This window comes from Phocaeicola plebeius DSM 17135, assembly GCF_000187895.1.
GTDB classification, from domain to species: domain Bacteria; phylum Bacteroidota; class Bacteroidia; order Bacteroidales; family Bacteroidaceae; genus Phocaeicola; species Phocaeicola plebeius.
The window spans coordinates 328626-347938 of sequence record NZ_DS990133.1 but is presented as its reverse complement, the minus strand read 5'-3'; the positions used below and the strand labels follow the sequence as shown (position 1 = coordinate 347938).

Sequence of the window (19313 nt, the reverse complement as noted above, 5' to 3'; positions counted from 1 at the left end):
TTGGGATATCCTAAAAATCATTTGTATTTTTGCTGTTTGTAAAATGGTTCTGGTGACTTTTTTGACAGCAAAAAATAAAGAAATATGATGAAAGATGAGATTAAGAAAGCCTGTGAAGTATTGCAGAAGGGAGGAGTGATTCTTTACCCGACGGATACTGTGTGGGGAATCGGATGTGATGCGACGAATGAAGAGGCGGTGAAACGCGTTTTTGAAATAAAGCAGCGGGCTGACAGCAAGGCGATGCTGGTGCTGGTAGACAGTCCGGTGAAGGTGGATTTTTATGTACAGGATGTGCCTTCCGTAGCATGGGACTTGATTGAAATGACTACGAAACCTTTGACCATTATTTACGACGGAGCGAGGAATCTGGCTCCGAATCTGATTGCAGCCGACGGCAGTGTAGGTATTCGTGTCACTTCGGAAGAGTTTTCCAAACAACTTTGCTTCCGTTTCCGCAAAGCCATTGTATCTACGTCTGCCAATATCAGCGGACAGCCTGCACCGGCCGTGTTCAGTGAAATCACGGAAGAAATCAAGCAGGCAGTAGATTATGTGGTAGATTACCGTCGGGAAGAAACCGGTCACCCCAAACCCTCCAGCATTGTCAAATTAGGCAAAGGAGGCGTGGTAAAAATTATTAGAGAATAAATTTTTTCTTTCATGAAAGTTATAGACGAGAAGAACAGCTTGCTCCAGGGCTTTCTCCGTTGGAGAGAAAGACATATAAAGGACAAGCAGTTTGTATTGATTTTAAGCTTTTTAGTCGGAATCTGTACGGCACTGGCCGCCTGCTTGTTGAAGTTCCTGGTAGAATATATCAAGGAGTTCCTGACAGAAAACTTTGATTCTACGGGAGTAAACTGGTTGTACTTGGTATATCCGGTGGTAGGTATCTTCCTGACCGGACTGTTCATTCGAAAAGTGGTGCGTGACGACATCAGCCACGGTGTGACAAAGATTTTGTATGCCATCTCGCGTAAGCAAAGTCGTATTAAGCGACATAATGTCTGGTCTTCTGTATTTGCTTCGGCCATTACCATCGGTTGTGGTGGATCTGTCGGTGCCGAGGCTCCGATTGTGCTGACCGGTTCTGCCATTGGTTCGAACCTGGGCAGTATTTTTCGTATGGACCACAAGACGCTGATGCTGCTGGTGGGATGTGGAGCCGCCGGGGCGGTTTCGGGTATCTTCAAGGCACCGATTGCCGGTGTGGTCTTTACGCTGGAGGTGCTGATGATTGACCTGACCATGGCTTCTTTGCTTCCCTTGCTGATTACCAGTGTGACGGCAGCTTCTGTTTCTTATCTGCTCACAGGTACGGAAGCCATGTTCCAGTTTCACCTGGATTATCCGTTCTCTTTGGAACGTATTCCATACGCCATTGCATTGGGAATTTTCTGCGGACTGGTAGCCTGGTATTTTACCCGTTCCATGAACTGGATTGAGAATATTTTCCGCCGTTATAATAATCCATATGTGAAGTTCCTTATTGGAGGAGCCATGCTGAGTATATTGATTTTCCTGTTCCCGCCGTTGTATGGTGAAGGTTATGACACCATTTCCCTGTTGCTCAACGGACGCTCGAGTGCGGAGTGGGATACGGTAATGAACAATTCTCTTTTCTATGGGAATTCGCAGTTGCTGGTGGTGTATTTGCTGTTGATTATCTTGTTTAAGGTCTTCGCATCGAGTGCGACCAACGGTGGTGGCGGTTGCGGTGGTATTTTTGCACCGAGCTTGTTCTTGGGCTGTATTGCCGGCTTTGTGTTCTCGTATGTGTGCAATGAGTTCCAGTTGGGAGGTACATACATTCCAGAAAAGAACTTTGCCCTGATGGGAATGGCGGGATTGATGTCGGGCGTCATGCATGCCCCTTTGACCGGAGTCTTTCTGATAGCTGAACTGACCGGTGGATACGGTTTGTTCCTGCCGCTGATGATTGTGTCGGTCTGCGCATACCTTACTATTATCGTGTTTGAACCGCACAGTATCTATTCCATGCGTTTGGCGAAGAGTGGAGAATTGATTACGCACCATAAGGATAAGGCGGCTTTAACCATGATGAGCATGGAAACTGTCATTGAAACTGATTTTCAGGTAGTTCGTCCGGATATGGATTTGGCAGAGATGGTGAAGGCCATTTCGAAATCCGGCCGTAATCTTTTTCCGGTGGTAGATGTACACAATGAGTTAATCGGATTAGTTATCTTGAATGATATCCGTAATATCATGTTCCGTCAGGAATTGTATCACAAATACCGGGTAGAGAATTTTATGGTCACTCCAAAAGCCTGCATTATTACGACAGATTCAATGGAAGATGTGATGGATAAGTTTGATAAGACGGGCTCCTGGAATTTGCCGGTGGTAGACGAAGACAACAAGTATATCGGTTTTGTATCCAAATCGCGCATACTTTCTACTTATCGTCAGGTGATGGTGGATTTTTCAGCAGAATAAACAACGAAAAGAAATATGGAGAAGAAAGATTTACGAATTGTATATATGGGCACTCCTGAATTTGCCGTGGAGAGTTTGAAGCGGCTGGTGGAAGGAGGTTATCAGGTGGTGGGAGTCATCACCATGCCCGACAAGCCGATGGGACGGCATGGCAGCGTGCTTCAGCCGAGCCCGGTGAAACAGTATGCCGTGTCGCAAGGATTGAAGGTGCTTCAGCCGGAAAAACTGAAGGATGAGAATTTCCTGGCCGAGCTGAGAGACTTGAAAGCGGACTTGCAGATTGTGGTAGCTTTCCGTATGCTGCCGGAGGTGGTATGGAACATGCCGCGTTTGGGTACATTCAATCTGCATGCTTCCTTGCTTCCGCAGTATCGTGGCGCAGCTCCTATCAACTGGGCGGTAATCAATGGTGAAACAGAAACAGGTATTACCACTTTCTTTCTGAAGCATGAGATTGATACGGGTGAGATTATTGATCAGGTACGTGTGCCCATTGCGGATACGGATAATGTGGAGATTGTGTACGACAAGCTGATGCACTTAGGCGGAGATTTAGTGGTGAAGACAGTGGATGCCATTTTGGAAGGAAATGTGAAGACCATTCCACAGGAACAGTTGGCTGCTGCCACGGAGCTTCGTCCGGCTCCTAAAATCTTTAAGGAAACTTGTCGTATAGACTGGCAGGCCGGAGTGAAAAAGGTATATGATTTTGTACGTGGTCTTTCTCCATATCCTGCTGCATGGACGGAATTGCATCAGGGTGATGCTGCTCCGTTGGCATTGAAGATTTTTGAAACGGAGAAAGTATTTGTTGCACATAGCCTGAAACCAGGCAGCATTGTAACCGATAAGAAGACATATTTCCAGATTGCTTCTACTGACGGGTTTGTCAAAGTGCTGTCTTTGCAGTTGGCGGGGAAGAAACGAATGGAGGTAGCTGACTTCCTTCGCGGGTATCGCCACGTGGAAGATTCCTTTGTAGAATAAAGAATATGGCAATATTTATTTGTGCAGGGTGACGGTGTGTATATCGTCGCCCTCTTTATTTTTATATAGAATGCGGAAACCCTTGAAATGTACTGCACCCCAAAAGTTAGACACAAAACTTTTGGGGTTTTATTATGTCTACACAAAAAAGAAAACAAAAATCATTACAAGACTTGCTGTCTTATATGTATATGTTGGAAGATGGCATATCCTTTAATCACATCCACAAGAACTATGGGATAAATGAAGCACGACTAAAGGTTTTATGGTCACGCTATCAGAAAGAAGGAGTATCTGGATTGCAAAAATGTCCCAATATCAAGGCCGATTATGCATTAAAACACGATATTGTTCTTGATATTGAAGAAAATCATCTTACTTTGCACGAAGCCTCGCTAAAATATGGTGCAAGTCCTCAAAGGATAGGCGTATGGTTAAAGATTATGCGTACGGAGGGCATTGATGCTCTAAGTAAATGTAAAAAGCGTGGCAGACCGTCACATATGGGAAGACCGAAGAAGAATATCAAGCCACAGAGTGAACTGGAAAAACTCAGAAAAGAGAACGAGGAACTGCGACTGGAGGTAGCATTGCTAAAAAAAGTGAGAGCCTTAGTAGAGGAAAGGAACGCCCGACTACAAGGGATTGGGCGCGAGCCATCGAAGAACTAAGGCAGGATGGTTTTGCACTTGAGTGTATTCTCAAAATGGTAAATATGGCTCGCTCTGTATTCTATTACCATCTGTCACGCTTGAAGGACAACGATGGCTATGATGATACAAGGAAACGAATTAAAGCGATATATGACGACAGCAAAGGCCGCTATGGATACAGAAGGATTTGTCTGTCCTTGCGTAACGAAGGCTGCAATATCAATCATAAGACTGTACTGAAACTGATGTCTCATATGGAGTTGAAAGCCAAGCGAAAAAAACGTCACTATCACTCCTATAAAGGTCAGATAGGAAAGGTTGCACCTAATGTCATCAACAGAAATTTCTCTGCCGAAAGGCCTAACCAGAAATGGACAACGGACGTGTCACAGGTTTGCATAAAGGATGAGAAGCTGTATATATCTCCAATATTAGACATGTACAATGGGGAGATAATAACATATACACTCTCAAGAAGTCCTAACCTGAAAATGGTTACAGATATGCTTAAAAAGGCTTTTAAAAAGTATAAGAACCTTGATGGGCTATTGCTGCATTCAGATCAGGGATGGCATTATCAGCATGCACAATATCAACAGATATTGAAGAATAATGGTGTTATACAAAGCATGTCCCGTAAAGGCAACTGTCTGGATAACTCTATGATGGAAAACTTCTTCGCGCTGATGAAGAATGAATTATTGTATGTAAATCATTTTGATAGTCTTGACATGTTTGAGTCTGAACTAAAGAAATACATTGTTTGGTATAATACAAGAAGAATTAAGCTTAGATTAAAAGGTATGAGCCCGGCACAATACCGAGCTCACTACTATAGAGAGTTGAATCATCAATTTTAATTTAAAGTCCAACTTTTGGGGGGCACTTCAAAAGCAGACTCCTGATATTGCGGAATGCTGGAAAGCGTAAAGGAAACTACTCCCCAATAGGAGTTGATTTGCAAGTCTGCTCCCGGGTTATGGCGTAACTCTACCGGCAGCAATCCATTTTCATCCAGATGGGCATTTTGTGGAACCAGTAAACTGATACGATGGCTGATGTTACTGTTATTTCCTCCAATTTCATATTGGATATTTAGATGTTCTTTGCTGATACTGGAAGAAGTAATGCATATCGGGGCTGTGCCGAATATATCATTGATTGATTCAACTGTTTCTTCAGGAGTTATACAATCAGCATCTTTTGTCAGTACTTTGTAAAGGCTGATGATTTCTACTTTCTTAGCTTCAGAATTATTGTTTTGTTTATTTTTATCAAGAAATAAGACTTCTAGTAAAACTCTTTGGCCTAAGATGTTCACTTTGTTGTCTGTAAAGATATGGGTGTTAACGGGAAGTAAAGCACCATAAGTGTCAGAGTCTATTGTGAGTTGTTCGGTGTTTACCACAGTTCCCAATGTGGAAAAGCTGCCACTGCTTGAGGATAGTAGAAGTTGGTCTTCTTCTTCAACAGAACAAGAAGAAAAGTGTCCGTATAGTAGAAGTAAAAGTATGTATGTGATGTATTTTGTATATCTCATAATTTAGTTGGATTTTTCATGTAAATAAATGAAATGATTTTCGGATACTGCACCTTTTTTAGTTAAAAACATTTTAATGACGATTTTAATTAGAAAAAGGTGCAGTATTTTTGTGTATTCATCATTTATTAACCAAAGCACGATAAGCTGAATATGACAGAAGAAGAATTAGCGTCGAAATGCAAGCTGGCAGATAATCAGGCTCGCAAGGAGTTGTACGAGCTGTATGGCGGTTCGCTGATGGCTATTTGTCTTCGTTATATCGGGGACCGGGAGGCTGCAGAGGATGTGTTACATGATGGGTTTGTCCGGATATTCCAATCAATCGGGCAGTTTACTTATCAAGGTGTAGGTTCTTTAAAAGCTTGGCTTTCGCGTGTGATGGTCAATGAAGCGTTGGGGTATTTGCGAAAACGCAATCAACTGGCTCAGCAGGAAGTTTTGATGGAGCAGTTGCCTGATACGGAAGAGGATGATGAGGGAGTGGGTGATATTCCTCAAGCTGAATTGATGAAAATGATTGCTGGACTTCCCGATGGGTATCGTACGGTATTCAACTTATATGTGTTTGAAGATAAAAGTCATAAGGAAATTGCGCAGATGCTGGGAATAACTGAGCATACTTCTTCTTCTCAGTTTTATCGTGCAAAGACTTTATTGGCAAAGAAAATAAATGAATATAGAAAGAAATTATAGGCAATGAAGAGCGAGAAAGAATGGATAGATAATTTACGTAACCAGATGGAGGGCTATTCTGAACCTCTTCCTGAGGGGCTTTGGGATAAGTTGTCCAAGGAACTGGAGGAACCTAAAGTTCCGAAGGTAATTCCTTTGTGGAGACGTTGGCAAGTGGCTGCGGCGGTGCTGGTGCTGCTGGTGTCTTCACTGACATATTGGTTCTGGTCTTCTCCGCAGGCTGATTTTCGTAATCAGGAACTGGCCGTAAAGGTGAAGGATACTCCTTTGCCAGAGTATGTTCCACTTCAAGAGGAGCGGATGGCAGAAACTGAGCTTGTAGAAACATCTTCTGAAAAATCAGTCTCTCTCTTAGCTCATACTCCGCTTATACAGTCTGTGGAGAATAAAGAAGAGGTAGATCCAGTTTCTGCTATTTCGGAAATGGATCAGGAAGAACCTGAAGAAGTGGCGAAAGAGAATGTGAATGTAGAACAAGAGGTTACCAGAACACCAACAGAACGAAGCAGAAGCATGAAAGAAAATCGGGCAGCTGATCGTGAACGTATGGAACGTAATGCCATGGCACTGAAAAATAAGTCGGATAAGTCTTCTGGATTCTCGGTTGGAGTTGGAGCAGGCAATACGCCTTATAGCTCGTTGAATACATTTGATGGAATGGGTAGTTTTGTGGCTCGTTCGGCTTATTATACTTCTTCTGATTTGAATATGTCTCCAATAAGTAATGGAGGACTGGCTTACAGTCAGGTATTGTTGGAGAATGCGATACAAACTCCTCAGACGAGTGTGAAACACCATATGCCTGTCACGGTGGGGCTGACAGTTGCCTGGCATTTTCATAAAGACTGGGCATTGGAAACAGGATTAAATTATACACTTTTATCTTCAGATATTCATTCCGGTTCCAAATCGTATGTGGAAGAGACTCAGAAATTGCATTATGTGGGTATACCGGTAAAACTGCATCGTTCTATTTGGAAAAATAGTTGGCTCTCTGTATATGCGTCTGCTGGAGGAGTGATGGAGAAATGTGTGTCTGGGAAGCTGGAAACTGTTACCGTGACGAATGGAGGAAACCGTACATCTGAGAACACATCATTGGATGTGGATCCGCTTCAGTGGTCAGTGACTGCAGCAGCCGGAGCGCAAGTGAATTTTACCTCACGTTTTGGATTATATGTAGAGCCCGGAATTGCATATTATTTTGATGATCATAGCGGAGTAGAAACCATACGAAAAGAACACCCTCTTAATTTTAATTTGCAGTTAGGCTTACGCTTCAATGTGACCAAATAAGTTTTTATAGTTGATTTATTAGAAAAGATGCTTATCTTTGTTGAAAAGAATCTGATTAACTAAAATAAATCGATGGAAAAAATTATGGTAGCTCCTTCCTTGCTCTCTGCAAATTTTGCTGATTTGAAGAGTGACTTGGAAAAAATAAATCAAAGTGAGGCGGACTGGTTGCATCTGGACATTATGGACGGTGTGTTTGTGCCCAATATTTCATTTGGTTTTCCTGTATTAAAATATGTGGCTGAAATTAGTCAGAAGCCGTTGGATGTGCATCTGATGATTGTGCAGCCGGAAAAATTTATTCGTGAAGTAAAGAATTTGGGAGCCATGATGATGAATGTACACTATGAAGCTTGTCCTCATCTGCATCGCGTTATCCAGCAGATTAAGGAAGCTGGAATGAAGGCGGGAGTTACGCTGAATCCGGCTACTCCGGTATCTGTATTGGAGGATATTATCACAGAGGTGGATATGGTGTTGCTGATGAGTGTCAATCCAGGATTCGGTGGCCAGAAATTTATTCCTAATACATTTAAAAAGATTGCGCAGCTTCGCGAAATGATAACGCGTAACGGGGCTTCTGCCCTTATCGAGGTGGATGGAGGTGTTAATCAGGAAAATGCCCCTCTTCTGCGGCGCGCTGGAGCAGATGTGCTGGTGGCCGGCAGTTCTGTATTTAATTCTCCAGACATGATTAAAGCTATTCAGCAATTGAAATATGTGGAGTAAGTATTGGGAGCCTTGCATTCTTTAATAGCATACCCATTGTTCCGGTTGACTATTTGTCTGGCAACCGGAATTTTTTTATTCGACACATTGTGGCCGGAAAATTTTTCATGGCCATATTGGGTTGCGATATGGTTACTTCTGGTGATTGTTTGCGGAGGAGTGTTTTGGTTTTCCCGATGGAGATGGCGCTGGCTTTTTGGAGTGATGGCTGGAATGGCTTTTTTCTTATGGGGAGGAATATCGGTACTCCATCAAAGAGAAACGGTGCAATATGATTGGGATGGAGAGCCTGCTATATATAAAGGTATAGTGGAAAGTGTGCCGGAAGTCAGGGGGAAAACATTTCGGGCGGAAGTGCGTGTAGATGTCCAACGGTTGTCAAACGGAAACTGGAAAAGAATAGACCGGAATATTCTTTTGTCATGGATGCCGGATTCTTTATCAAAACCTTTGGCTTGTGGAGACAGTGTGTGTTTTTATGCAAAAGTTTCATATCCTTTTTCTGAGAAAGAACTGACAAGATTCGATTACGGTGACTATCTTTTACGAAAGAGTATTAGCGGAACGGCTTTGGCTTATGCCGGGAATTGGCGTTGTACGGGAAAACCTCGTTCATTATCTGTCAGCCAGTTGGCAAAGGTATGTCAACAACAGGTTGTGGATGTATATCGGAGTTGGGGATTTGATCAGGACGTGCAGGCTGTAGTATCGGCGTTGACTATTGGGGAGAAAACGGATTTGACTCCTGAATTAAAAGCAATGTATAGTGCAGCTGGGGTCAGTCATGTATTAGCGTTATCAGGACTGCATGTGGGTATTCTTTCGTGTATTCTTTTGTGGTTGTTTTATCCGTTGACTTATTTAAAGCATGGGCGTAAGATTTTAGCTTTTCTGGTAGTCTGTTTGTTATGGCTTTTTGCCTTTATTTCCGGGCTAAGTTCGTCGGTGGTACGTGCAGTAGTAATGTATAGTTTATATACTTTTGCTTCATTTTGTTCAGAGGAGCGTTTTTCGGGTATGCATTCCTTGGTGTTGGCTGCTTTTCTGATGTTGATATATAATCCGTTTTTTCTTTTTGATATAAGTTTTCAACTCTCGTTTACAGCTGTCTTTTCTATTTTGGCGTTTTATCCTTTGTTTTCACGTTGGTTATGCATAAAAAATTGTGTGTTGCGTTATGTGTGGAACACACTCAGCCTATCTATCTCGGCTCAGTTAGGTACGCTACCTTTTATTCTGTATTATTTCGGAAGTTTTCCGACTTATTTTCTACTAGTCAATCTGGTTGTTGTTATATTGGCAGGTGGAATACTGATGTTGACGCTGGTTGCATTATGTGTAGCTTCCGTACCTATGGTAGGAAGTACGGTGATGACCTTATTGGAATGGTGTACATCGGTTTTGAATGAATCTACCCGGTGGGTTCAGCAACTGGACGGATCTCAGATTACTTCTGTTTATTTATCCTTTTCTCAGGCCTGTCTGCTGATTGTGGTAATTATTTGCTTCTATTTATGCTGGGCATCCGGTATACACCGTAAGGCTTCTGACTGGATTCGTTTACTGATGGTTTGCAATCTGTTTGTAGTGGTGTCTTGTGTGGAATATACAGGTGAAGCTCCGGAACAGTTGTACTTTTTCCGCTCGGAAGTATACACCCGTAAAAAAGATTGTGTTTCTACTCATAGCTCTGAAACGGGATTGCTATGTATCAGAAATGTGCATATTGCAGTGTTGGATGATGGTCGATGGAGGACATGTGAATCTTTATCACGTTTTCCTTTAGAATATGCATACATTTGTAAGGGGTTTAAAGGGAGTCTTTCACAGTTGGACAAACTGTTTATTATTCGGCAGGTTATTTTGGACAGTTCGTTGAGTGATGCTTTCCGAGAAAAGCTTATAAGGGAATGTCAATTACTTAAAATATCTTATACAGACCTTTCTGTTCACGGTTCTTATTCTGTTGTGCTGTAGTTTCTAAAAATAAATTTGTACTTTTGCTCCTTTCAAAAGTGTAAGTTTAAGAAAAAGAATATGTTGTCAAAAGTAATTCTTCAGGCCCATATTGATAAAGTTGAGACTTATTTTGAACGGGCTGATAAAGTGGTGATTGTGACTCACGTTTCTCCTGACGGAGATGCGTTGGGTTCTTCGTTGGGCTTGTATCATTTTTTGTCTGTACATGACAAGACTGTAAATGTAATTGTGCCTAATGCGTTTCCTGACTTTTTACGATGGATGCCTGGAGCAAAAGATATTATCCGTTATGATAAATATGCTGAGTTTGCCGATAAACTGATTGCAGAGGCAGACGTGATTTGTTGTCTTGATTTTAATGCCTTGTCTCGTATTGACCAGATGGCAGAAGCCGTCAGAACTGCTCAAGGGAGAAAGGTCATGATTGACCATCATTTGAATCCGGAACCATTCTGTAGGGTGACTATTTCACATCCGGAAATATCTTCTACTTCAGAATTGATTTTTAGGCTGATATGCCGTCTGGGATGTTTTGATGACATTACATTGGAAGGAGCAGAATGTATTTATACCGGAATGATGACGGATACGGGAGGTTTTACTTATAATTCCAATAACCGTGAAATTTATTTCATTATAAGTGAACTGCTGTCTAAAGGCATTGATAAGGATGATATTTATCGTAAAGTATTCAATACATATTCAGAAGGTCGTCTTCGTTTGATGGGGTATGTACTTTATGAAAAAATGCAAGTATATCCTCAGTTCCGTGCGGCTTTAATCTGTCTGTCAAAGGAAGAGCAGGGCAGATTCCGTTACGTGAAAGGAGATACGGAAGGTTTTGTGAATATTCCTCTTCAGATGAAGGGAATCTGTTTTTCGGTATTCTTGCGTGAAGATACGGAAAAGAATATGATTAAGGTTTCACTTCGTTCGGTTGGGGCTTTCCCATGTAATCAGGTTGCGACAGAATTCTTTAACGGAGGGGGGCATTTGAATGCTTCTGGAGGAGAGTTTTATGGTACAATGGATGAGGCTGTGGATTTATTTAAGCAGGCCTTGGTGAAATATGAGAGTTTGTTATTGAAAAATTAGTGAGAAATTTTTATTCTTGAACAATATTAGACATAATTGGACAAAATAGGAAGGATGTTTTATAGACATTTTACTACATTTGCCCGTGTAAACATGCTTATTAAGATGAAAAAGAATTATTTGCTGTGGGCTGTAACTGCCCTGATAATGCTGGCGCTGCAAAGTTGTAATAACGGAAAGACATACGCTGAAATGAAAGAAGAGGAGGCAGATGCCATTAATAAGTACATTTTGGAAAATGACATAAAAGTTATTTCTGAGGCTGATTTTGCTGCACAGGATTCTACAACGAAAGAAAATGAATATGTGTTGTTGGACGAAAGTGGAGTCTATATGCACGTAGACAATCGTGGTCCTGGTGAAGAGGTACTTGGAGATGGAACGTATGATATGGTGGCACGTTTTGTGGAAGTGGCACTCCAAACACGCACTGATTTAGGTATGACAGCTGGAGATACTTTGCTGGCTAATTTTCACGTAGCCAATCCTTCTTATACAATCAAGGGCGAGGATTTTAAACTGACAATTAGCGGTGATTCTTATTCGGCTTCGTTTACTCGTAATGATTCTTATAGTATGTATGGCATGTATGGAACAGTAGCTGTTCCTTCTGGGTGGTTGATTCCGCTGCGTTATCTGAAACCGGGAAGAACAAATGATGCAGAGAAAATAGCACGTGTGAAATTGATTGTGCCGCATAGTGAAGGTACTTCTTCGGCTACTCAGTCTGTATATCCATGTTTTTATGAATTGACCTATAACATGACAAGATAACCTAAATAATTAAAAACCTTTATTTATGACACTTATTAAATCTATTTCCGGAATTCGTGGCACTATAGGCGGCCATGCCGGCGAAGGATTGAATCCTTTGGACATCGTGAAATTCACTTCAGCGTATGCTACATTGATTCGTAAGACTACGACCAATAAATCAAATAAGATTGTAGTAGGCCGTGATGCGCGTATCTCTGGTGAGATGGTGAAAAATGTGGTTTGCGGAACGTTGATGGGAATGGGATTCGATGTAGTAAATATCGGATTGGCTTCTACTCCGACTACAGAACTTGCAGTAACTATGGAAGGTGCATGTGGTGGTATCATTCTGACAGCCAGCCATAATCCGAGACAATGGAATGCCTTGAAGTTGTTGAATGAGCATGGTGAATTCCTGAATGCGGCAGAAGGTAATGAGGTTTTGCGTATTGCTGCTGCAGAAGAATTTGAATTTGCAGATATCGAACATATTGGTAAGTATCGTGAAGATAATACATACAACCAGAAACATATTGACAGCGTATTGGCGTTGAAACTGGTAGACGTAGAAGCTATCCGTAAGACTAATTTCCGCGTGGCAATTGATTGTGTGAACTCTGTAGGTGGTGTAGTACTGCCTCAGTTGTTGGAGCAGCTGGGCGTACAGCATGTGGAAAAGTTGTATTGCGAACCGACTGGCGACTTCCAGCATAATCCAGAACCTCTGGAAAAGAACTTGGGTGACATCATGGGTTTGATGAAGAAAGGTACTTGTGATGTAGCCTTTGTGGTAGACCCTGACGTAGACCGTCTGGCTATTATCTGTGAAAATGGAGCCATGTATGGTGAAGAATATACGCTGGTAACAGTAGCTGATTATGTATTGAAGCATACTCCGGGAAATACAGTTTCTAACTTGAGTTCTACTCGTGCGTTGCGTGACGTCACTCGCAAATATGGCATGGAATACAATGCTTCTGCAGTGGGTGAAGTAAATGTAGTAACCAAGATGAAAGCTACTAATGCGGTTATCGGCGGTGAAGGTAATGGTGGAGTGATTTATCCGGAATCTCACTACGGACGTGATGCATTGGTAGGTATTGCTTTGTTCTTGAGTCATCTGGCACACGAAGGAAAGAAGGTAAGCGAATTGCGTGCGACTTATCCTAACTATTTCATTGCAAAGAATCGTATTGATCTGACTCCGGAAACAGATGTAGATGCTATCCTGGCTAAGGTGAAAGAACTTTACAAAAATGAAGAAATCAACGACATCGATGGTGTGAAGATTGATTTCCCTGATAAGTGGGTTCACCTGCGTAAGAGTAATACAGAACCGATTATTCGTGTATACTCAGAAGCTTCTACAATGGAGGCTGCAGATGAAATCGGTAAGCAGATTATGGATATTGTATACAGTTTGGCTAAATAAGAAGGGTGTTAGCGCATTCTTTTGAAAATAAAATTAATTCCGGAATGAAATAAAGCGGTTAGCTGGTTTTCATTCCGGAATTTTTTTTTGTGAATGTGTGATAGAGAAAATGTGTGTAGAGGTTATTCCTTCTCAGATTCTTCTGAAGAAATGAGGGTTAATTCTGAATGTAATGTCGATTCTTTTTGAGGTGAAACAATAGGGGACGAGTTTTCTTCTGACGAAAAACCAGCATGGAATAATGCGTAAAAGAAGGGCAGAATAACTTTTTGAGTTTCCATAATGCGTTGTTTTTAGGGGTTTGTAATGAAAACGCCCAAATGTAAATATCCCCCTACCTGGAAAGTGTTAAATAATCTAATCGTCTACCCATAACAGGTCGCTCATGATTCCATCAGAAATAAATATCCCTTTTTCTGTGAGCTTCATGACGTGATTGTCGAGTGTCAGGAATCCTTGTTTCAGATGGGGGGAAGCCATGCGCATGCAGTAATTGAATAAGGTTTCTCCAAATGTTTCTTTCAGTATATGGGTGGGTATTCCGTAAGCAGTGCGCAGACGGGTAATGATAAAATCATTATAGCGCGTATACAAATCAAGTTCTTCCTTTTCCTGATTAAGTGTTCCTTCTTGAATACCTTGTATATACTGAGAAAGGGAAGCTACGTTCCATTGTCTGGAAGTCCCGTCATATGAATGGGCAGAAGGGCCACAACCCAGGTATTTTTTGCCTGTCCAGTAGCTGGAGTTGTGGCGTGAATGAAATCCCGGGCGGCAGAAATTGGATATTTCATAATGTTCATATCCGTTGCTCTTGAGGGTATGTATCAACTCTTTGAATAAGGAGACACTTAAATCTTCGTCTGTTTCTTCCACTTGATGTGCTTCTTTCAAGTTCCATAAAGGAGTACCTTCTTCATAAATCAGATGATAGGCTGAAATATGCTCCGGATGCATCTGAAGGGCTGTTTGAAGGTCTTTTTGCCAGTCTTCTAATGTTTCTCCAGGTAGTCCGTACATCAAGTCGATACTGATATTCTGAAAACCAGCTTCTCGGCAATGTTGGTATGCTTGTTGAGCCTGAGCAGCCGTGTGCCGGCGGTGAAGCAGACGAAGAGTGTCTTCCTTGAAGGTTTGTATGCCCATGCTTAATCGGTTAAACGGGAGGGTACGCAACATGGCTATGTATTCAGGTGTCAGATCGTCGGGATTTGCTTCAATTGTAATTTCGGCTTCCGGATTTACAGTATATATCTTATAGATGGTTTCAAAAAGCTGAATGAAATCTTTTCCTTCTAATTGTGAAGGCGTACCTCCACCAAAGTAGATGGTGTCAATAATTTCTCCATCCAGATAGGCTTTCCGCAGCTCAAGTTCTTTGGACAGAGCCTGTACGTATGTGCTTTTTTTATCATTTTCTGTTGTAGAAAAGAAATCGCAGTAAATGCAACGTCGTTTGCAAAAAGGGATATGAAGATAGATTCCAGCCATAATTAATCTACTGTAAGAATTTGTTTTACGGGTGTAAAGATACAGATTATTTATGGGAGGAAAGAAGAAATGCAGATTTTGTATGTCTGAAAACATAGTTTAGTAACACGAAACTTTTTATTGTTTTTCTGAATTATAATCTCTAATTTGCGCTTCGTTAAAAAATAAGAGATATGAAAAGCATATCCTTTCGTTACTAAACTAAATCTTGAAATACCATGAAAGTATATCAGACAAACGAAATCAAGAACATTGCCCTTCTAGGTAATGATGGCTCAGGTAAAACCACTCTCACAGAAGCTTTGCTCTATGAGAGTGGTATTATAAAACGTCGCGGAAGAATTACTGCCAAGAATACGGTGAGTGATTATTTTCCGGTAGAGCAGGAATACGGATATTCGGTATTTTCTACTGTATATCATGTAGAATGGAACGGAAAGAAGTTGAATATTATCGACTGTCCGGGAAGTGATGACTTCGTAGGAGCTGCCATTACCGCATTGAATGTGACTGATACAGCCATTTTGTTGTTGAACGGGCAATATGGTCCGGAAGTGGGTACACAGAATCACTTCCGTTATACTGAAAAACTGGGTAAGCCGGTGATTTTCCTGGTAAACCAGTTGGATAGTGAAAAATGCGATTTTGACCATGTGCTTGAACAGTTGAAAGAGAATTATGGTTCTAAAGTTGTTCCGGTTCAGTATCCGCTTAGTACAGGACCCGACTTCAATTCGTTGATTGATGTACTTTTAATGAAGAAATATTCTTGGGGACCGGACGGCGGTGCTCCAACCATTGAAGACATTCCGGCAGAAGAAATGGAAAAAGCGCAGGAATGGCATAAGACGCTGGTGGAAGCTGCGGCTGAACACGACGAAAGCCTGATGGAAAAATTCTTTGAATCAGAATCGTTGACAGAGGATGAAATGCGTGAAGGTATTCGTAAGGGGTTGGCTGCCAGAGGTATGTTTCCGGTATTTTGTGTATGTGCAGGTAAAGATATGGGCGTGCGCCGCTTGATGGAATTCTTGGGCAATGTAGTACCGTTCGTGGATGAAATGCCGGTAGTTCATAATACACGTGGTGTTCCTGTTCCTCCCGATCCGAATGGGCCTACTTCACTTTACTTCTTTAAGACAGCAGTGGAACCTCATATTGGGGATGTACAGTATTTTAAAGTTATGAGTGGTGTAGTGCATGAAGGCGATGATTTGAGCAATGCAGACAGAGGCTCGAAAGAACGTATGGCGCAGCTTTATGTATGTGCAGGTGCCAATCGTGAAAAAGTAGACGAACTGCGTGCGGGAGATATTGGCTGTACAGTAAAATTGAAAGATGTGAAGACGGGCAATACCTTGAATGGCAAGGATTGTGAGAACCGATTCAATTTCATTAAATATCCGAATCCGAAGTATACGAGAGCTATCAAGCCGGTAAATGAAGCCGACACAGAAAAGATGATGGCTGTATTGAACCGTATGCGTGAAGAAGACCCGACTTGGATTGTAGAACAGTCTAAGGAATTGCGTCAGATTCTGGTACACGGTCAGGGGGAATTCCATCTGCGTACATTGAAATGGCGTTTGGAAAACAACGAAAAGTTGCAGATTCAGTTCTATGAACCTAAGATTCCATATCGTGAAACAATTACTAAATCGGCTCGTGCAGACTATCGTCATAAGAAACAGTCGGGTGGTGCCGGACAGTTTGGTGAAGTTCACTTGATTGTAGAGCCTTATTATGAAGGTATGCCTGCTCCGGAAGTGTATAAGTTCAACGGTCAGGAGTATAAGATGAACGTGAAGGGTACGGAAGTAATTGACTTGGAATGGGGTGGTAAGCTTGTATTTGTCAACAGTGTAGTTGGTGGAGCAATTGATGCCCGTTTCATGCCGGCTATTTTGAAAGGAATCATGAGTCGTATGGAACAAGGACCGCTGACTGGTTCGTATGCACGTGATGTACGTGTTATTGTGTACGACGGTAAGATGCACCCGGTAGATTCGAATGAAATTTCCTTCATGCTGGCTGGTCGCCATGCGTTTAGTGAAGCATTTAAGAATGCAGGTCCGAAGATTTTGGAACCGATTTATGATGTGGAAGTATTCGTTCCGAGTGACAAGTTGGGTGACGTGATGAGTGACATGCAAGGTCGTCGCGGTATGATTATGGGTATGACCAGTGAAAAAGGATATGAAAAGTTGAGCGCTAAAGTTCCATTGAAAGAAATGTCGAATTACTCTACAGCTTTGAGTTCATTGACTGGAGGTCGTGCTTCATTCATTATGAAATTTGCCAGCTATGAACTGGTTCCGACGGATGTACAGACCAAGCTGATGAAGGAATTTGAAGAGCAAGAAAAGGACGAAGCATAATATTAGTTGTGATTTTTATAGATAAAAAAGCCGTGTTTCTTAAAAAGCACGGCTTTTTTTGTTTAACTTAGCTTAAACAAAACCCTCTGTTTATTTGTTATTAATCTAAAATTCTATTATTTTTGTAATGTATAGGTGCTTAAAATAATAGATAGTGAAGAATTTATCAGGTAAAATTTGATTTATGGTTAATATACGACAAAATCTTATTTAAAGCTTGTTAATCTATTAGCGTCGTATTTGTCAGGTTGTTAAATTTGTCCATATGAAAAAATCGACTATTTGGATATTAGGAGTTGTAATGGGACTGTCTTTCTTGAGCTTGCTCTATTTGCAGGTAAGCTATATTGAGGAGATGGTCAAAATGCGGCGTAGTCAGTTTGAAGAGAATGTAAACCGCAGTTTGGGAAAGGCTGTGCATAACTTGGAACTGGTTGAAACAAAAAAATATTTGGAGAAGGATGTAGCGGCACAAGAACGTGCTGCGTTGTTGTCCAGGCAATACCAGGAAAAGAATGAAGCCGGTGAAAATGTGGTAGAACATCATCAGTATACGATTACGGCACCTGATGGTTCTACTTACTCTACTTTTGAGTTGAAGACTATTATGAATCGGCCATCAAATGTGCCGAAGGTGGTCATCTCTACAGGAAGAACTATTCCGCAGACATCACGTGCATTGCAGGAGGTCCTTAAAGAACGTTATGTATATCAACGTGCATTGCTGGATGAGGTAGTGTACAATATTCTTTATACGGCAAGTGACAAGCCTTTGAAAGAAAGAGTCAACTTTAAACAGCTTGATCATTTTCTGAAAACAGAACTATTTAATAATGGTATCGATATTCCCTATCACTTTTCGGTGACAGATCGGGATGGGAAAGAAGTGTACCGTTGTTCGGATTATGTGCATGACGATGAAAAAATCTACTCTCGTTTGCTCTTTGAAAAAGATCCTCCTGCGAAGATGGGCTTTGTGAATATTTTCTTCCCCACACTGGATAATTACATATTCAGTTCTGTGAAGTTTATGATTCCGTCTATCATCTTTACAGTCGTGTTGTTGATTACGTTCATTTTTACGATCTATATTATTTTCCGTCAAAAACGGTTGACTGAAATTAAGAATGATTTCATCAATAATATGACGCATGAGTTTAAAACTCCGATTTCTACCATATCATTGGCTGCTCAAATGCTGAATGATCCGGCTGTAGGTAAGTCGCCTGTAATGTTTAAGCATATATCAGGAGTTATTAATGATGAAACAAAGCGTTTGCGTTTTCAGGTAGAAAAGGTGTTGCAGATGTCTATGTTTGAAAGGCAGAGTGTAACACTTAAGAAAAAGGAGATTGATGCGCATGAATTGATCAATGGGGTTGTGAATACTTTCCGTTTGAAAGTAGAGAAAAACAATGGTACGTTAGAGGCGGAATTAAATGCGCAGGATCCGGTGATTTTTGTGGACGAGATGCATTTCACCAATGTGGTATTCAATTTATTGGATAATGCGGTGAAGTATAAGAGTCCGGATCGTGACATTGCATTGAAAATCCGTACGTGGAATGAAAGTGGGAAACTATGTATTTCTATTGAGGATAACGGTATCGGGATTAAAAAAGAAAATTTGAAAAAGATATTCGACAAGTTCTATCGGGTTCATACCGGAAACTTGCATGATGTGAAAGGTTTTGGACTTGGCTTGGCTTATGTGAAAAAAATAATCGCAGATCATAAGGGCTCTATCCGGGCTGAAAGCGAATTGAATGTAGGAACAAAATTTATAATTACTATACCATTATTTAAAGAAGAATAAG

17 protein-coding genes are annotated in these 19313 nt (G+C 41.3%); 14 read left to right on the top strand and 3 right to left on the bottom strand.

The annotated features are described in order from the left end of the window. The first annotated feature begins 87 nt into the window (after window positions 1–87). The 5 genes from BACPLE_RS14325 (at window position 88) to BACPLE_RS14300 (ending at window position 4963) form a co-directional block, all read left to right on the top strand. Window positions 88–651, top strand: a complete 564-nt coding sequence (locus tag BACPLE_RS14325; protein ID WP_040313312.1) for an L-threonylcarbamoyladenylate synthase — start codon at window positions 88–90, stop codon at window positions 649–651. A gap of 12 nt (window positions 652–663) precedes the next feature. Continuing rightward, window positions 664–2463 (top strand): chloride channel protein, encoded by a 1800-nt coding sequence (locus tag BACPLE_RS14320; protein WP_007563221.1) that lies wholly within the window; start codon window positions 664–666, stop codon window positions 2461–2463. A 15-nt stretch (window positions 2464–2478) separates the two neighbouring features. Then, the gene (fmt, locus tag BACPLE_RS14315) at window positions 2479–3450 is read left to right on the top strand and encodes a methionyl-tRNA formyltransferase (protein WP_007563220.1); all 972 of its coding nucleotides are present in this window, start codon (window positions 2479–2481) and stop codon (window positions 3448–3450) included. A gap of 134 nt (window positions 3451–3584) precedes the next feature. Further along, window positions 3585–4121, top strand: coding sequence for a helix-turn-helix domain-containing protein (locus tag BACPLE_RS19750; RefSeq protein ID WP_007563219.1), 537 nt, complete (start codon window positions 3585–3587; stop codon window positions 4119–4121). After that, window positions 4040–4963, top strand: coding sequence for an IS3 family transposase (locus BACPLE_RS14300; protein WP_148374549.1), 924 nt, complete (start codon window positions 4040–4042; stop codon window positions 4961–4963). Before BACPLE_RS19750 ends, BACPLE_RS14300 begins: the two co-directional genes overlap by 82 nt. Here BACPLE_RS14300 and BACPLE_RS18640 read toward each other — a convergent pair. Beyond that, complete coding sequence (locus tag BACPLE_RS18640) at window positions 4960–5643, bottom strand: NigD1/NigD2 family lipoprotein (RefSeq protein ID WP_007563214.1); 684 nt, start codon at window positions 5641–5643, stop codon at window positions 4960–4962. The genes BACPLE_RS14300 and BACPLE_RS18640 overlap by 4 nt on opposite strands. A gap of 153 nt (window positions 5644–5796) precedes the next feature. Here BACPLE_RS18640 and BACPLE_RS14290 point away from each other — a divergent pair, with 153 nt between their 5' ends. The 7 genes from BACPLE_RS14290 to glmM all read left to right on the top strand — a co-directional run bounded on the left by BACPLE_RS14290 (window position 5797) and on the right by glmM (window position 13627). Next, window positions 5797–6339 (top strand): RNA polymerase sigma factor, encoded by a 543-nt coding sequence (locus tag BACPLE_RS14290; RefSeq protein WP_007563212.1) that lies wholly within the window; start codon window positions 5797–5799, stop codon window positions 6337–6339. A gap of 3 nt (window positions 6340–6342) precedes the next feature. Continuing rightward, window positions 6343–7635 carry a porin family protein gene (locus tag BACPLE_RS14285; RefSeq protein WP_007563210.1) on the top strand — a complete coding sequence of 431 codons (1293 nt, stop codon included), beginning with the start codon at window positions 6343–6345 and terminating at the stop codon, window positions 7633–7635. 72 nt (window positions 7636–7707) lie between these two features. Beyond that, on the top strand, window positions 7708–8364 hold the full coding sequence (gene rpe / locus BACPLE_RS14280) for a ribulose-phosphate 3-epimerase (RefSeq protein WP_007563208.1): 657 nt from the start codon (window positions 7708–7710) through the stop codon (window positions 8362–8364). Between the two features lie 12 nt (window positions 8365–8376). Further along, a complete protein-coding gene (locus tag BACPLE_RS14275; protein ID WP_040313308.1) occupies window positions 8377–10341 on the top strand; it encodes a ComEC/Rec2 family competence protein in 1965 nt (654 codons plus the stop codon). Window positions 10342–10401: 60 nt separating this feature from the next. After that, window positions 10402–11439 (top strand): DHH family phosphoesterase, encoded by a 1038-nt coding sequence (locus tag BACPLE_RS14270; protein WP_007563204.1) that lies wholly within the window; start codon window positions 10402–10404, stop codon window positions 11437–11439. 105 nt (window positions 11440–11544) lie between these two features. Beyond that, complete coding sequence (locus tag BACPLE_RS14265; RefSeq protein ID WP_040313246.1) at window positions 11545–12213, top strand: DUF4827 domain-containing protein; 669 nt, start codon at window positions 11545–11547, stop codon at window positions 12211–12213. Between the two features lie 25 nt (window positions 12214–12238). Next, window positions 12239–13627 (top strand): phosphoglucosamine mutase, encoded by a 1389-nt coding sequence (glmM, locus tag BACPLE_RS14260; RefSeq protein WP_007563201.1) that lies wholly within the window; start codon window positions 12239–12241, stop codon window positions 13625–13627. Window positions 13628–13749: 122 nt separating this feature from the next. On the opposite strand, the gene BACPLE_RS19365 is transcribed toward glmM, so the two are convergent. Together BACPLE_RS19365 and hemW are read right to left on the bottom strand one after the other, a co-directional pair. After that, entirely contained in the window at window positions 13750–13908 is a 159-nt protein-coding gene (locus tag BACPLE_RS19365; protein WP_157131895.1) for a hypothetical protein, read from the bottom strand. Between the two features lie 76 nt (window positions 13909–13984). After that, window positions 13985–15118 carry a radical SAM family heme chaperone HemW gene (gene hemW, locus BACPLE_RS14255; RefSeq protein ID WP_007563199.1) on the bottom strand — a complete coding sequence of 378 codons (1134 nt, stop codon included), beginning with the start codon at window positions 15116–15118 and terminating at the stop codon, window positions 13985–13987. Between the two features lie 218 nt (window positions 15119–15336). On the opposite strand from hemW, the gene BACPLE_RS14250 reads away from it, so the two are divergent. Beyond that, window positions 15337–17496, top strand: coding sequence for an elongation factor G (locus tag BACPLE_RS14250; protein ID WP_007563197.1), 2160 nt, complete (start codon window positions 15337–15339; stop codon window positions 17494–17496). A gap of 265 nt (window positions 17497–17761) precedes the next feature. Next, window positions 17762–19312, top strand: coding sequence for a sensor histidine kinase (locus BACPLE_RS14245; RefSeq protein WP_007563195.1), 1551 nt, complete (start codon window positions 17762–17764; stop codon window positions 19310–19312). The last annotated feature ends 1 nt before the right edge of the window (window position 19313 follow it).

Excerpts from the sequence above, each read along its gene's own strand:
- BACPLE_RS14325 (WP_040313312.1), top strand. The coding sequence starts at position 88 with ATGAAAGATGAGATTAAGAAAGCCTGTGAAGTATTGCAGAAGGGAGGA.
- BACPLE_RS14320 (WP_007563221.1), top strand. The coding sequence starts at position 664 with ATGAAAGTTATAGACGAGAAGAACAGCTTGCTCCAGGGCTTTCTCCGT.
- fmt (WP_007563220.1), top strand. The coding sequence starts at position 2,479 with ATGGAGAAGAAAGATTTACGAATTGTATATATGGGCACTCCTGAATTT.
- BACPLE_RS19750 (WP_007563219.1), top strand. The coding sequence starts at position 3,585 with ATGTCTACACAAAAAAGAAAACAAAAATCATTACAAGACTTGCTGTCT.
- BACPLE_RS18640 (WP_007563214.1), bottom strand. The coding sequence starts at position 5,643 with ATGAGATATACAAAATACATCACATACATACTTTTACTTCTACTATAC.
- BACPLE_RS14290 (WP_007563212.1), top strand. The coding sequence starts at position 5,797 with ATGACAGAAGAAGAATTAGCGTCGAAATGCAAGCTGGCAGATAATCAG.
- BACPLE_RS14285 (WP_007563210.1), top strand. The coding sequence starts at position 6,343 with ATGAAGAGCGAGAAAGAATGGATAGATAATTTACGTAACCAGATGGAG.
- rpe (WP_007563208.1), top strand. The coding sequence starts at position 7,708 with ATGGAAAAAATTATGGTAGCTCCTTCCTTGCTCTCTGCAAATTTTGCT.
- BACPLE_RS14270 (WP_007563204.1), top strand. The coding sequence starts at position 10,402 with ATGTTGTCAAAAGTAATTCTTCAGGCCCATATTGATAAAGTTGAGACT.
- BACPLE_RS14265 (WP_040313246.1), top strand. The coding sequence starts at position 11,545 with ATGAAAAAGAATTATTTGCTGTGGGCTGTAACTGCCCTGATAATGCTG.
- glmM (WP_007563201.1), top strand. The coding sequence starts at position 12,239 with ATGACACTTATTAAATCTATTTCCGGAATTCGTGGCACTATAGGCGGC.
- BACPLE_RS19365 (WP_157131895.1), bottom strand. The coding sequence starts at position 13,908 with ATGGAAACTCAAAAAGTTATTCTGCCCTTCTTTTACGCATTATTCCAT.
- hemW (WP_007563199.1), bottom strand. The coding sequence starts at position 15,118 with ATGGCTGGAATCTATCTTCATATCCCTTTTTGCAAACGACGTTGCATT.
- BACPLE_RS14250 (WP_007563197.1), top strand. The coding sequence starts at position 15,337 with ATGAAAGTATATCAGACAAACGAAATCAAGAACATTGCCCTTCTAGGT.
- BACPLE_RS14245 (WP_007563195.1), top strand. The coding sequence starts at position 17,762 with ATGAAAAAATCGACTATTTGGATATTAGGAGTTGTAATGGGACTGTCT.